This window comes from Nonomuraea sp. NPDC003214, from assembly GCF_053590035.1.
The window spans coordinates 285,787-298,491 of sequence record NZ_JBSFSX010000006.1 but is presented as its reverse complement, the minus strand read 5'-3'; the positions used below and the strand labels follow the sequence as shown (position 1 = coordinate 298,491).

13 protein-coding genes are annotated in these 12,705 nt (G+C 73.6%); 9 read left to right on the top strand and 4 right to left on the bottom strand.

Annotated features, from left to right (window positions below; translation table 11 throughout):
* Nucleotides 1-3 precede the first annotated feature (3 nt).
* The gene (locus ACWDXC_RS20475; RefSeq protein WP_449984137.1) at nt 4-1,083 is read right to left on the bottom strand and encodes a WD40/YVTN/BNR-like repeat-containing protein; all 1,080 of its coding nucleotides are present in this window, start codon (nt 1,081-1,083) and stop codon (nt 4-6) included.
* Between the two features lie 185 nt (nt 1,084-1,268).
* Between ACWDXC_RS20475 and ACWDXC_RS20470 the strand changes: the two genes are divergently transcribed.
* Nucleotides 1,269-2,018: a helix-turn-helix domain-containing protein gene (locus ACWDXC_RS20470; RefSeq protein WP_357591675.1), complete on the top strand. Its 750-nt coding sequence runs from the start codon at nt 1,269-1,271 to the stop codon at nt 2,016-2,018.
* Between the two features lie 3 nt (nt 2,019-2,021).
* On the opposite strand, the gene ACWDXC_RS20465 is transcribed toward ACWDXC_RS20470, so the two are convergent.
* Nucleotides 2,022-3,149 (bottom strand): globin domain-containing protein, encoded by a 1,128-nt coding sequence (locus ACWDXC_RS20465; protein WP_449984134.1) that lies wholly within the window; start codon nt 3,147-3,149, stop codon nt 2,022-2,024.
* Between the two features lie 434 nt (nt 3,150-3,583).
* Here ACWDXC_RS20465 and ACWDXC_RS20460 point away from each other — a divergent pair, with 434 nt between their 5' ends.
* Genes ACWDXC_RS20460 through ACWDXC_RS20450 form a run of 3 tightly spaced genes read left to right on the top strand, consistent with a single transcriptional unit; the run spans nt 3,584 to nt 5,980 of the window.
* Complete coding sequence (locus ACWDXC_RS20460; RefSeq protein ID WP_449984132.1) at nt 3,584-4,270, top strand: gamma-glutamyl-gamma-aminobutyrate hydrolase family protein; 687 nt, start codon at nt 3,584-3,586, stop codon at nt 4,268-4,270.
* Nucleotides 4,271-4,280: 10 nt separating this feature from the next.
* Nucleotides 4,281-5,204: an alpha/beta hydrolase gene (locus ACWDXC_RS20455; RefSeq protein WP_364178992.1), complete on the top strand. Its 924-nt coding sequence runs from the start codon at nt 4,281-4,283 to the stop codon at nt 5,202-5,204.
* On the top strand, nt 5,201-5,980 hold the full coding sequence (locus ACWDXC_RS20450; protein WP_449984129.1) for an enoyl-CoA hydratase/isomerase family protein: 780 nt from the start codon (nt 5,201-5,203) through the stop codon (nt 5,978-5,980). Before ACWDXC_RS20455 ends, ACWDXC_RS20450 begins: the two co-directional genes overlap by 4 nt.
* 120 nt (nt 5,981-6,100) lie before the next feature.
* Here the strand turns inward: ACWDXC_RS20450 and ACWDXC_RS20445 are convergent, their stop codons facing one another.
* Both ACWDXC_RS20445 and ACWDXC_RS20440 read right to left on the bottom strand, forming a co-directional pair.
* Nucleotides 6,101-7,282, bottom strand: a complete 1,182-nt coding sequence (locus tag ACWDXC_RS20445; protein ID WP_449984126.1) for an acyl-CoA dehydrogenase family protein — start codon at nt 7,280-7,282, stop codon at nt 6,101-6,103.
* A complete protein-coding gene (locus tag ACWDXC_RS20440) occupies nt 7,282-7,899 on the bottom strand; it encodes a class I SAM-dependent methyltransferase (RefSeq protein ID WP_219510472.1) in 618 nt (205 codons plus the stop codon). Before ACWDXC_RS20440 ends, ACWDXC_RS20445 begins: the two co-directional genes overlap by 1 nt.
* Before the next feature lie 128 nt (nt 7,900-8,027).
* Between ACWDXC_RS20440 and ACWDXC_RS20435 the strand changes: the two genes are divergently transcribed.
* From ACWDXC_RS20435 to ACWDXC_RS20415, 5 genes are all read left to right on the top strand, one after another.
* Nucleotides 8,028-9,629, top strand: coding sequence for a histidine kinase (locus ACWDXC_RS20435; RefSeq protein WP_449984123.1), 1,602 nt, complete (start codon nt 8,028-8,030; stop codon nt 9,627-9,629).
* Entirely contained in the window at nt 9,626-10,324 is a 699-nt protein-coding gene (locus ACWDXC_RS20430) for a response regulator (RefSeq protein ID WP_219510471.1), read from the top strand. The genes ACWDXC_RS20435 and ACWDXC_RS20430 overlap by 4 nt, the downstream gene beginning before the upstream one ends.
* Nucleotides 10,325-10,384: 60 nt before the next feature.
* Nucleotides 10,385-10,828, top strand: coding sequence for a hypothetical protein (locus ACWDXC_RS20425; RefSeq protein WP_449984120.1), 444 nt, complete (start codon nt 10,385-10,387; stop codon nt 10,826-10,828).
* Nucleotides 10,829-10,973: 145 nt separating this feature from the next.
* Nucleotides 10,974-11,567, top strand: coding sequence for a phosphoribosylanthranilate isomerase (locus ACWDXC_RS20420; protein ID WP_449984117.1), 594 nt, complete (start codon nt 10,974-10,976; stop codon nt 11,565-11,567).
* Nucleotides 11,568-11,722: 155 nt separating this feature from the next.
* A complete protein-coding gene (locus ACWDXC_RS20415; protein ID WP_449984114.1) occupies nt 11,723-12,484 on the top strand; it encodes a GNAT family N-acetyltransferase in 762 nt (253 codons plus the stop codon).
* The last annotated feature ends 221 nt before the right edge of the window (nt 12,485-12,705 follow it).

Here is a 12,705-nt window from a genome sequence, read left to right as displayed (position 1 = left end):
GGATCACAGCACCGCCGCGCGCACGGTCAGCACGTCGGGCAGGTGCCGGGCGACCGGCTCCCAGGTCTCGCCGGCGTCGCGCGAGCCGTGCACCTCGCCGTCGCGGGTGCCGAAGAACAGCCCGGCCTCGGAGAACGTCATCGCGTCGCGCAGCACGGTCGCGTAGACCGGCCCCTCGGGCAGGCCGCGCTCCAGCGGGCGCCAGGCGCCGCCCGCGTCGTCGCTGCGGTAGAGGCGGTAGCGGTGATCGACGGGCGTGCGGTCCACGTCGGCGTGCAGCGGCAGCACGTACACGCTGTCGGGCTCGGCGGGGTGGGTCACGATCGGGAAGCCGAAGTCCGACGGCAGCGCCGAGCCGATGTCGTGCCAGGTGCCGCCGAAGTCGTCGCTGCGGTAGACGCCGAAGTGGTGCTGCAGGAAGAGGCGGCCGGGCTGGGACGGGTGCATGGCGACCTTGTGCACGCACTGCCCGAACTCGGGGTACTGCTGTCCTTCGGGCAGGAACGGCGCGCGGATGCCCTGGTTGGCGGCCTCCCAGGTGAGGCCGCCGTCGGCGGTGCGGTAGAAGCCGGCGGCCGAGACGGCGATCGCCATCACGCGCGGGTCGGACGGGTGGCAGACGATCGTGTGCAGGCACAGCCCGCCGCCGCCCGGCTGCCATCGCGGGCGGTGCGGGTGCTCCCACAGGCCCTCGACGAGGCTGTAGGTGACGCCGCCGTCCTCGGACCTGAACAGCGCGGCCGGCTCGGCGCCCGCCCAGACCACGCCGGGCTCCGACGGCGACGGGGTGAGCTGCCAGACCCGCGTGAGCGTCGCCCCGGTGTCGTCCGGGAAGGCGACCGGCGGCCGGTCGGCCTCCTGCCAGGTCTTGCCGAGGTCGTCGGAGTAGAGCACCGACGGGCCGAAGTGGCCGTACTCGATGCCCGCGAGCAGGCGGGGGGTCGTGCCGCGGGTGTCGATCGCCACCGCGTGCACCGCGACCGTGGAGAACTGGATCGGCTCGATCTCGAACGCGCTCCCGCCGGAGGAGCGGGCGAGGAACAGGCCCTTGCGGGTGCCGATCGCGAGCATTGCGTCAGTCATGGCATCGCTCCCATGTTCGCTTCCGGCCATCGTGCCACGCGGTTCCCGGCCGTGCGCGGGCACTGGCGAGGACTGGGCGATTTGCCGCACGATTACCCAGGAGGTAATCGTGACACTTCCCGCCAAGCGCTACGGTGCCAGACATGGGAGCCATTGCTATACAAGATGAGACTTTTGGTGATTTGTTGCGCTCGTGGCGGCAGCGGCGCCGGGTGAGCCAGCTCGACCTGGCGATCGAGGCGGACGTCTCCTCCCGGCACGTGAGCTTCCTGGAGACCGGGCGGGCCAAGCCGAGCCGCGAGATGGTCATGCGCCTGGCCGAGGAGCTGGAGGTGCCGCTGCGCCACCGCAACCGGCTGCTGGTCGCCGCCGGCTTCGCGCCGGTGTTCCCCGAGCGCGAGGTGCGCGCGCCGGAGATGGAGTCCGTACGGCTGGCGCTCGACAAGATCCTGGCCGGGCACGAGCCGTACCCGGCGCTGGTCGTGGACGCGAACTGGGACCTGGTGGCCGCCAACGCCGCGGCCGCGATGTTCATGGCGGGCGCGCCGGCGGAGCTGCTGACCGAGCCGGTCAACGTGATGCGGCTGTCGCTGCACCCCGACGCGATGGGCGGCAGGCTGGTCAACCTGCCCGAGGTGCGCGCCCACCTGCTGCACCAGCTGCGCAGGCAGGCCGAGATGTCGGGCAGCGGGCGGCTCGCCGAGCTGCACGACGAGCTCGCCGCCTACACCTACCCGGGCGTGGACCTCAACGTGGTGCGCGCGCCCGGGCCGGCCGACATCCTGATCCCGCTGCGCATCCGGGACGGCGACCGGGTGCTGTCGATGTTCACCACGATCGCCACCTTCGGCACGCCCGTGGACGTGACGGTCTCCGAGCTGGCCATCGAGACGTTCTGGCCGAACGACGAGGAGACCGCCGCCGCCTTCAGGTGACGCTCAGGCGATCCACCCCTCCCCGTGCACCACGTCGCGGTGGATGCGCGACAGCGGCACGCCGTCGCCCTGCAGCCGCCGGACCGTCTCGTTCACCATCGGGGGCGGGCCGCACACGTACACCTCGTGCTCGGCCCAGGAGTGGAAGCGCTGCGTGACCTCGGGCAGCCGTCCGCGCAGCCCGTCGTAGCCCGGCTCGTCCGACACCACCGGCAGCACCCGCAGCCACGGGTACGACGCCTCCATCCTGATCAGGTCGGGCAGGTCGTACAGCTCGCCGGAGGTCCGGGCGCCGTACAGCAGGTGGACGCCGCGGCGGCCGCCGGAGGCGATCACCTGCTCGATGATCGCCTTCAGCGGCGCCAGTCCGGTGCCGCCCGCCACGAACAGCAGGTCGCGCGTGCCCTCGCCGGGCGGCGCCAGCGTGCCCATCGGCGGCCCCAGCATGACGGTGTCGCCGATGCGGGTGTCGCGGTTGAGCGTGGTCGAGACCCAGCCGCCGGGGACCGAGCGCACGTGCAGACGGACGGTGTTGTCGGGACGCGGCGCGTTGGCGATGCTGAACGTCCGCCACACCCGGGGCCAGCGCGCGGTCTGCACGTTGACGTACTGCCCGGCGGTGAACGGGAGGTGCTGCGTGGGGCGCAGCGTGACGACCGCGATGTCGGGGCGGCGGCGTTCGTGGTCGACGACCTCCGCCAGCCACCACGCGGGTGACACCCCGGCGTCGGCCTCGGCCGACTCGATCATGAGCGTGGCGGCCGCCTCGTAGGCCGCGACCCAGGCGGCCTCGATCTCGGCGGTCCAGACGGCGGCGGCGAAGCGCCGCACGGTGGCCAGCAGAGCCGAGCCGATGGCGCTGTAGTGGTCGGCGACGACGCCGTACTTGCGATGGTCCCTCCCTAGTTGCCCCAGGTATGACGCCATGCTGTCCGGGCTGTCCAGGCTCCACACGATGCGGGTCAGCGCATGGAAGAGCCGGTCCCGCTGCACGTCCATCGAGGGCGGGAACATGCCCCTCAGGTGCGGGTTCTCGGCGAACAGGCGGCCGTAGAAGTAGGCGGCCGCCTTGCCGGCCACCGGTTCGATGATGGAGAAGCTCTCTTTGACCAGGCGCGGATTCAACGACATATACCCAACCCGTCCTATTGACCGGAAACGCATTCCGGTCGTGTCGTCCCACCTCCCTGACGGCTCCGGGTGACGAGCGTCCGGAGTACCCCGGCACGTCCGGTCGCTCGAAATCCAGTGTTACACCACCTCCTGGACCTCACAACCGATTCACCCCAATGAGGTGCGGATCTGAACTATCCGTAACTGGAGGGTTATTAACAGCATTCAGCGTCAATGGGATTTAGGTCCGTTAATGTGAATGATAATTCTCTTCGTATCTCCCCTCTCAAGTGCGGCGCGAGAGTGCCGCCGGACCCGGAGAACGTCAGACGGGCAGGAGCGAGGAGATCTGTGGGAGAAGCGACATAGGCGAAATGGAGTGCGCCATGATGGGCCTGTGGCTGCCGCGACCGGCGACGCCACACCGGAGAGAGCGCCCCCTGGAGATCGCCATGTCCCGACCGCTGATTGGCATCACCGCCTACTTCGAAGCCGCCCGCTGGGACGTCTGGGTACGCGAGGCCGTGCTCTCACCGCCGGCCTACGCCAAGGCCGTCGAACGGGCCGGCGGCGCGCCCGTGGTGCTGCCCCCGCTCGCCCCCCACGCGGCCGACGACTACGTACGCGGCCTGCGCGGCGTGGTGCTGACCGGCGGCGTCGAGGTCGCCGCCTCGGCCTACGGGGACGAGCAGGACGAGCGCGCCCCCGCCCCCCAGCCGCAGCGCGACCGCTTCGAGCTCGCCCTGGCCCGGGCGGCCGTACGGGCCGACGTGCCGGTCCTCGGCATCGCCCGCGGCATGCACGTGCTCAACGTCGCCCAGGGCGGCACCCTCATCCCGTGGCTGCCGGAGATGCTGGAGAGCGACCGCCACGGCGAGGCCGGCGCCCGCCACCGCATCCAGGTCAGCGTCTCCAGCAAGCTCGGCAAGGCGGTCGGCGACCACGTCGAGGCCGTCGCCCCGCACACCCAGTCGGTGCGCCGCCTGGGCACCGGCCTGCTGGCCGTCGCCTGGGCCGAGGACCAGGTCGTCGAGGGCGTCGAGCTGCAGGGCCACCGCTTCGCCGTCGGCGTGCAGTGGCACCCCGAACGCGGCGACGACAACGGCCTGTTCGATGCGCTCGTGGAAGCGGCCCGCTAGGCTTCGGATCATGCCGCTGCACCCCCAGGCGCAGGCTTACGTCGCCGCCTACCCGTCGGACCTCAACACCGACCTGGCCACGCTCGACCTGGAGAAGATCCACGAGCTGCGGGCCGTCGACGGGTTCGCCGAGCAGCGCGGGCCGCTGCCGCAGCTGCCGTTCGTCCGCGACGAGACGGCCGAGGACGTGCCGATCCGCATCTACCGCGCCGACCGGGGCGACGAGCCGCTGCCCGTGCTCGTCTACTTCCACGGCGGCGGCTGGGTGTTCGGCAGCGTCAAGCGCAACGACGCCCTCGGCCGCGACCTCGCCATCCGCACCGGCGCGGTCGTCGTCTCGGTCGACTACCGGCTCGCCCCCGAGCACCCGTTCCCGGCGGCGGCCGACGACGCCTGGACCGTGCTGCGCGACATCTTCGCCCGGCCCGCCTTCTACCAGAGCACCGGCAGCGTGGCGGTGATCGGCGACAGCGCGGGCGGCAACCTGGCCGCCGTGGCCGCCTGGCAGGCCCGCGACGCCGGGCTGCGGCTGGCCCACCAGGTCCTCGTCTACCCGGTCCTCGACGCCGCCCTCGACACCCCCAGCTACCGCGAGTTCGCCAAGGGCTACGGCCTCGACGCCGCCGAGATGGACTGGTACGTGCGGCAGTACGCCGGCGACGCCGGCGACGTCGACCGTGCCGACCCGCGCCTGGCGCCGCTGCGGCTGGAGTCGGCGGCCGGGCTGCCGCCCGCCACCGTGGTCACGGCGGGCTGCGACGTGCTGCGCGACGAGGGCGAGCGCTACGGCGAACGGCTGGCCGAGGCGGGCGTGCCGGTCGAGGTGCGCCGCTTCGAGGGCGCGGTGCACGGCTTCTTCGGCCTGCCGCGCCTGTTCGACCAGGCCGCCGAGGCGCGCGACTACGTGGCCGGGCGGCTGAGGGAGTTCCTGTGACCTACGAGCGGCTCATCACCGACACGCCCGCCGACGGGGTCCTCCGCGTCACGATCAGCGCGGCCGGCAAGCTCAACGCCGTCGACGCCACCGGCCACCGCGAGCTGGCCGGGATCTGGCGCGACATCGACGGCGACGACTCCGTACGCGCCGTCGTGGTGCGCGGCGAGGGCGGGGCGTTCTCCGCCGGCGGCGACCTGTCGATGATCGAGGACATGACCCGCGACCACGCCACCCGCATGCGCGTGTTCGCCGAGGCCCGCGACCTCGTCTACAACGTGATCAACTGCTCCAAGCCGATCGTCTCCGCCATCCAGGGCCCCGCCGTCGGCGCCGGGCTCGCCGTCGCGCTGCTGGCCGACATCTCCGTCGCCGGCCGCACCGCGCGCGTCATCGACGGCCACACCCGGCTCGGCGTCGCCGCCGGCGACCACGCCGCGATCGTCTGGCCGCTGCTGTGCGGGCTGGCCAAGGCCAAATACCACCTGCTGCTGTGCGAGCCCGTCACCGGCGAGCAGGCCGAGCGGATGGGCCTGGTCAGCCTCTGCGTCGACGACGACGAGGTGCACGAGACCGCCCTCGGCCTCGCCGTCCGGCTCGCCGCCGGCGCCCAGGAGGCCGTCCGGCTCACCAAGTACGCGCTCAACAACTGGCTGCGCCTGGCCGGGCCGTCCTTCGACGCCTCGCTGGCCATGGAGTTCCTCGGCTTCACCGGCCCCGACGTGGCCGAAGGCGTCCGCGCGCTGCGCGACAAGCGTCCCCCGTCCTTCGGCTGAACAAGTGGTTTCGCCCCCGCCCCGCGGGTAGGCGGAGAGCGGAGCGGGGCGACAGACCCAGGGCCTGTCTGCCGGGGCCGAGAACGCCGCCCGGGGGGACGAAGCAGCGGCCCGCGAGGGTCAGAAGCCGCGGGGCAGGCCGAGCACCTGGGTCGCGAGGTAGTTGAGCAGGAGCTCCTCGGTCACAGGTGCCACCTTCCCGATCCGGGCGTCGGCCAGGAGCCTGGCCACGGGATACTCCAGCGAGTAGGCCATCCCGCCGTGCGTCTGGAACGCGGCGTCGGCCGCTTCCCAGGCGGCCTGCGACGCGGTCAGCTTGGCGATGTTGGCCTCGGTGCCGCACGGCAGCCGCCGGTCGAACGACCACGCCGCCTTGTAGATCATCAGGCGGGCCAGCTCGATCTTCGCCTTGACCTGGGCCAGCGGGAACGCGATGGCCTGGTTGGCGCCGATCGGCCGGCCGAACACCTCGCGCTGCCTGGCGTAGTCGACCGCGACGCGCAGCGCCACCTCGGCCCCGCCCAGCGCCGAGGCGGCCAGCAGGACGCGCTCGGGGTTGAGGATGTCCCACAGCACGGCCGCGCCCTCGTCCGCCCGCCCCACGACCCGCGAGGCGGGCACCCGCACGCCGTCCAGGAACACCAGGTTGGACGGCGTGGTGTTGGCGCCCATCTTGGGGATCGGCCGGTAGGTCAGCGTCCCCGCCGCGACCGCCTCGGGCACGTTCACCAGGAACACCGTCAGCCCGGCGCTGCGCGGGCGCGCCTCGGCCGCCGGGATCGTCCGGGCGACCAGCAGCATCCAGGTGGCCCGCTGCACCCCGGTGATCCAGATCTTCTGCCCGTTGATCACGTAGTCGCCGCCGTCGCGGCGCGCCGACGTCGTGATCGCCAGCGCGTTGGACCCGGCGTCCGGCTCGGTCAGCGCGAAACACGTCTCGACCTCGCCCGTCGCCAGCGACGGCAGCAGCTCCGCCTGCTGCTCGGCGCTGCCGTGACGGCTCAGCGTCAGCGCCCCGAACCCGGGCGTGAGCACGTACGTGAACGCCGACCCGCCCGCCGCGCCCGAGGCCGCGATCGTCTCGGTCGCCACCGCCAGCTCCAGCAGCCCCTGCCCGCCGCCGCCGAACCGCTCCGGCACCGCCAGCCCCAGCCAGCCGCCCTTGGCCAGCTCGTCCCACACCTCCTGCGGCCAGCGCTTGTCGCTCTCGCAGCGCTGCCAGTAGTCCAGGTCGTAGCGGGAGCAGATGGCGGCCACGCCGCTCCGCACGGCCAGCGCGGATTCGGGGAGGGTGAAGTTCATCACATCATCGTAGAAGGAAGTTCTGCCGGCGGGCGAGGGCGCCGCGCGTGGAAGACGAACGCCGGGGGAGCGTTGCGCCACACCGTGCGCCCCGCCACCACCTCCTCGAACCGCTCCGACAGCAGCGACCGGAACCGGCGGGCCGAGCTCATCGGGATCGCGTGGATGTAGGAGAACGTGGTGAACGCCCCCGCCGGGCTCATCGCCGCCGTCACCGCGCCCAGCAGCGCGAGCTGCAGCTCCGTCGGGAAGGCCGCCCACGGCAGCCCGCTCACCACCACGTCCGCCTGCCGCAGGCCGCGCTGCGACAGCAGCCCGGTCAGCTCCGCCGCGTCGCCGTGCACCACGTCCACCGCCGGGAACCGCTCGGCCAGCAGCGCCGCCATCGGCTCGTTCAGCTCCACCGCCAGGTGGTGCCCCCGCCCGGCCAGCCGGCGCTGGATCTCCGCCGTGAACGGGCCGGTGCCCGGTCCCAGCTCGACGACGGTGGGCTCGCCGCGCTCGGGCACCGGCGCGCAGACCGCCGAAGCCAGCCGCTGGGAACTGGGCGCGAACGCGCCGATGGTCGCCGGGGCACGCAGGAACTGACCGAGGAACAGTGCGCTGTCGTTGGGCATGCACCGACGGTAAGTGCGAAGATCGTGTACGGGAGTCCGTCATCGGGCCGGGGATCCGGCCAGTAGGAGGAGAAGCCATCCTCCGCCGGGAGGACTGTCCACGAGTGCCACCTGGATACCTTTGACGCATGAGTTGGCGTTGGCGTGGCGCGCCCCTCGACCTGCTCCTCGCCGCCGCCGGAGTCAGCCTCGACCTGCTGATGTCCGGCCAGGCGCGGATCGGCGACCTGCCGCCCGCATACACGGTCGGGCCCTTCGCGCTGCTGGTCGGCGCGCCCATGGGGTTCGTGCGGCGCTGTCCGCTGCCCACCGCGCTGTGGCTGTCGGTCGCGCTGATCTGCACCGACCGGATGGACGCCTTCAGCTCCAACACCGCCCAGGTGCTGCTGCTCGTCGCCGTCGGCGTCACCGCCTACAGCGCCGGCTGGCGATCGGTGATCATGGCGATGGCCGCCAGCGGCGTCGCCACCGGGCTCAACCTCGCCGACCCCGGCATCGCCTTCACCAGCACCTCGTTGATGTACGCCGCGGGCATCACCGTCTTCCCCGTGATCGTCGGCGGCTACCTGCGCGGCTCGATAGGCGAGCTCGAACACCGCGACGTCACCCCCGACGTGCTCCTGGCCGCCGGCGGCGTCGCCCAGACCGTGCTCAGCACCTGGACGAGCTGGCACAGCGGCGGCCACCCCGCCTGGGTCATCGGCCTGTTCGCCGTCGGGGCCGGGCTCGCGCTCGGCGTCGCCAGACGGCTGCCCGGCCTGGTCTTCCTCCTCCAGGGCATCGTGCTCGTCGCCGCCGACAGCTACCTGCCCGAGGTCGTCAACAGCTGCCTGGTGCTCACGCTCATCGCCCTCGGCGTGTTCGCGATGCGGGTCGCCTCCTGGACCTGGACCGTCGTCGCCTACCTGGCCACCTGCCTGCTCGCCGCCATCGCCGTCGTCGGGCCCGGCACCGAGGTCACCGGCTTCCGCGCCGCCGTGCTTTGCGCCCTCGTCATCACCCCCGTCGCCATCGGCCGCTACCTGGGCATGAAACAGGCCGCCGCCGCCGCCGAACGGCTGCGCGTACGGGAGTCCACCCGGCTCACCGTGGCGCAGGTCCGCGCCGACCAGCTCGCCGAACGCGAGCGCATCGCCCGCGACGTGCACGACATCGTCGCCCACCACGTCGGCGCCATGGTGCTGCGGGCCAGCGCCGCCCGCTACACCGCACCCGACGGGCCCGTCGCCGACGCCCTCACCGACATCCGCGAGACCGGGCACCAGGTGCTGGAGGACCTGCGCGGCCTCATCGACCTGCTGCGCGACCCCGACCGCCAGCCCGACCTGCTCGCCGACCCCGCCGACGTGGTCCGCGAGGCCGCCGAACGGATGTCCGCCGCCGGGCTCCTCGTCGACCTCGACCTCGACCCCGCCACCGACCACACCTCGCTGCTCGCCCGCACCTCCGCGGCCCGCATCGTTCAGGAAGGCCTCACCAACGTGCTCAAACACGCAGGACCCGGCACCGAGGTCCGCGTCCGCGTCCGCGCCGACGGCGACAGCCTCGCCGTCGAGATCCGCAACGGACGCCCGCCCACCGGCATCGAACGGCTGCCCTCCTCCGGGCGCGGCCTGGCGGGCATGCGCGAGCGCGTCAAGACCCTCGGCGGCACCCTCACCGCCGGGCCCGACGAGGACGGCGGCTGGCTCCTGGCGGCCAGCCTGCCCGCCGCCAGGGGCAACGCGTGATCCGCGTCCTCATCGCCGACGACCAGGTGCTCGTCCGCGCCGGCGTGCGGATGCTGCTGCAGGCCAACAGCGACATGGAGGTGGTCGGCGAGGCCGACGACGGCGCCGAGGCCGTCCGGCTGGCCGAACGCCACCTGCCCGACGTCATCCTCATGGACCTGCGCATGCCCCGCGTCGACGGCCTGGAGGCCATCCGCCGCGTCCTGGCCGCCCGGCCGTCCACCCGCATCGTCGTCCTCACCACGTTCGCCGAGGACTCCAACGTGTACGCGGCCCTGCGAGCCGGCGCCGTCGGCTTCCTCGTCAAGGACGACGAGCCCGAGCGCATGGTCGACGCCGTCCGCCGCGCCCACGCCGGCGAGCAGCTCCTGGCCCCCTCCGTGCTGCGCCGCGTCGTCGACCGCTTCCTCGACGCCGAGGAGCAGGCCGCCGCCCCCGCCCCGCGCGGCCTCACCGAACGCGAGATCGAGGTGCTCGCCCTCGTCGGCACCGGCCTGTCCAACGCCGAGATCGCCGAGGAGCTGCACGTCGGCGTCACCACCGTCAAGACCCACATCGCCGCCGCGATGGAGAAACTCGGCCTGCGCAACCGCATCCAGGCCGCCGTCGTCGCGCACCGCGCCGGCCTCGTCGACGCCTCCTTCCGCACCGTCCGTCCGCCGCGTGGCGGACCGGCGGGTAGCCCGTCAGGCTGACGACCGGGGGAGGGGGCGGGCGCGATCCTTCTGCTCTCACCACCGATCGGAAGGATCGCCATGTCCGACTCCACCTACGACACGACCCCGCGCGCGGGCGCCCGCCCCGGGCCGGCCCCCGCGGGCGGCCGGGTGTCCCCGGGACTGCTGTACGCGCTCCGCGTGGCCGTCGTCGCCCAGGCGGCGTCGCTGCTGGTCGCCGCCTCCCTGGCGGGCCAGGCGGTCGCCTCGGACGGCGCCATGGCCGAGGCGCACGTGATGGCCGGGCTCGTCGTCCACCTCGTCGCGCTCGTCCAGATCGTCCTGGCCGTGCTCGTCTGGCGGCCCGGCCGGGGCGCCGGCTGGCCCGCCCTGGCCAGCGTCGCGCTGTTCGTCGTCGGGATGGGGCAGCACTTCACCTGGCTGTGGCTCGGCGCCCACCTGCCCAGCGGCGTGGTCCTGTTCGGCCTCGTCACCGCGATGCTGCTCTGGTCCTGGTCCCCCACCGCCTCCCGCCGCCGCTAACCCCCTGGTTCCAGGATCGGGGCGTCCTCCGACCGGCCCGCCAGGGTCTGGGTGTCTGCCCGCCGCCCGTCAAGGTTTGGGGTGTCTCCCCGCCGGTCGGTCAAGGTTTGGGGTGTCTCCCCTCCTCTCCGCTAGGGTTTGGGGTGTGTATGTGAAGATCTGCGGTCTCAGTGAGCCCGAGCACGTGGCCACCGCGGTCGAGGCCGGCGCCGACGCGATCGGCTTCGTGCTCACCCGCAGCCCGCGCCAGGTCACCCCGGAGCGGGCCGCCGAGCTGGCCGCCCTGGTGCCGGAGCACGTGCTGACCGTCGGCGTCTTCCGCGGCGAGGACCCCGCCACCGTGCGGGCCGCCGCCCTCACCGCCGGCGTGCGCGGCATCCAGCTGCACGGCCGCCACCCGCACGGCGACTTCACCGCGCTCAAGGACCTCGGCCTGACGCTCGTCCGCGCCGTCGACGCCAGTGCCGACCTGCGCTGCGGCGCCTTCGACGAGACCATGCTCATCGTCGACGCGCCCCGGCCGGGCTCCGGCGAGCCCTGGGACTGGGCCGCCGTCCGCGACCGCCCCTCGGGCCACTGGCTCCTCGCGGGCGGCCTCGACCCGGCCAACGTCGCCGAGGCCGTCGCCGCCGCCCGCCCCTGGGGCGTGGACGTCTCCAGCGGCGTCGAGACCGCCCCGGGCGTGAAGGACTCCGCCCTCATCGAGGCCTTCCTCGCGGCCTCCCGCGCCGCCGCCTGACCACCCCGAGCACCCCGGCACCCCGAGTGCCCTCGGGGCCGACGGGTCACGCCAGAGCCGTCCCGGAGCGCGTACGGGCGCCCGGGTTTCCTGCCGCCTGCCCGGATCCCCGGGAGGGCCGGACGTTCGACGACCGAGTGACGGAGGGGCCGGAGATGGGCCGAGAGGACGTGGAGCTGCGGCGGGCGCTGGAGTTCGTGCGGGGGTTCGCGCGGCGGCGGGCGCCGCGGGTCGTGGACGTGCCCGGCGGGTTCGCGGTGCTCGACGACCGCTACCCGGGCTCGTACGACGACAACAAGCTCGTCGTGTGGGCCGGTGACGACCCCGGCGCGGTGCTGGAGGCGGCGGAGCGGGTGCTCGGCGGGAGGGAGCACCGGCAGGTCAACGTGGACGACGACGCGCTCGGCGCGGCCTTCGCGCCCGCGTTCGCGGCGGCCGGGTACGAGCACGAGGAGAACCTCGTGATGGTCTTCCGCGGCGCCCCGCCGGCCGGGCCGCCCGAGGCCGAGCGCCTGGAGGTGGCCGAGCTGCTGCCGGTGGTGCGGGAGGGCTGGCGCGCGACCCTGCCGGAGGCGTCCGAGGAGGTCGTCGACGGGCTGGCGCGGCGGATCGAGACCCGGCTGCGGGGCGCCGACCGGGTGGGGTTCCGGGGCGTACGGGCGGCGGACGGCGGCCTGGCCGCGTACGCCGACCTGTACGCGCAGGATGGCGTCGCGCAGATCGAGAGCCTGGTCACCCTGGCCCGGCACCGGGGCAACGGCCACGCCCGCGCCCTCATGCGCTCGCTGCTGGCCGAGACGGCGGAGGCTGACCTGGTCTTCCTGCTGGCCGACGCCGCCGACTGGCCCAAGGACTTCTACGCCCGCCTCGGCTTCGAGACGGCCGGGCGCACGCACTCCTTCCTGAAGACCCCGTAGCGGCACCCCTGAGCCCGGAACGCCCCTCCGGCACCCCGTACCCTGTCGCCCCCTGAGCCGCCGAGCGAGCGGTCCGCCGGGGGGTGGCCGTGAGGTGGGGAATCGGGGGATGCCGCCGTCCCGCCCCCGAGAAACCCCGAGGTGCCCCCGGCGGGCCGTCCGGCCGTTCGCCAGGGGTGGCCGTGAGGTGGGGAATCGGGGGATGCCGCCGCCCCGCCCCC

Bases quoted from the DNA above. Each gene is read 5' to 3' on its own strand.
- ACWDXC_RS20475 (WP_449984137.1), bottom strand. From the start codon at position 1,083: ATGACTGACGCAATGCTCGCGATCGGCACCCGCAAGGGCCTGTTCCTC.
- ACWDXC_RS20465 (WP_449984134.1), bottom strand. From the start codon at position 3,149: ATGTCGTTGAATCCGCGCCTGGTCAAAGAGAGCTTCTCCATCATCGAA.
- ACWDXC_RS20460 (WP_449984132.1), top strand. From the start codon at position 3,584: ATGTCCCGACCGCTGATTGGCATCACCGCCTACTTCGAAGCCGCCCGC.
- ACWDXC_RS20455 (WP_364178992.1), top strand. From the start codon at position 4,281: ATGCCGCTGCACCCCCAGGCGCAGGCTTACGTCGCCGCCTACCCGTCG.
- ACWDXC_RS20445 (WP_449984126.1), bottom strand. From the start codon at position 7,282: ATGAACTTCACCCTCCCCGAATCCGCGCTGGCCGTGCGGAGCGGCGTG.
- ACWDXC_RS20440 (WP_219510472.1), bottom strand. From the start codon at position 7,899: ATGCCCAACGACAGCGCACTGTTCCTCGGTCAGTTCCTGCGTGCCCCG.
- ACWDXC_RS20435 (WP_449984123.1), top strand. From the start codon at position 8,028: ATGAGTTGGCGTTGGCGTGGCGCGCCCCTCGACCTGCTCCTCGCCGCC.
- ACWDXC_RS20425 (WP_449984120.1), top strand. From the start codon at position 10,385: ATGTCCGACTCCACCTACGACACGACCCCGCGCGCGGGCGCCCGCCCC.
- ACWDXC_RS20415 (WP_449984114.1), top strand. From the start codon at position 11,723: ATGGGCCGAGAGGACGTGGAGCTGCGGCGGGCGCTGGAGTTCGTGCGG.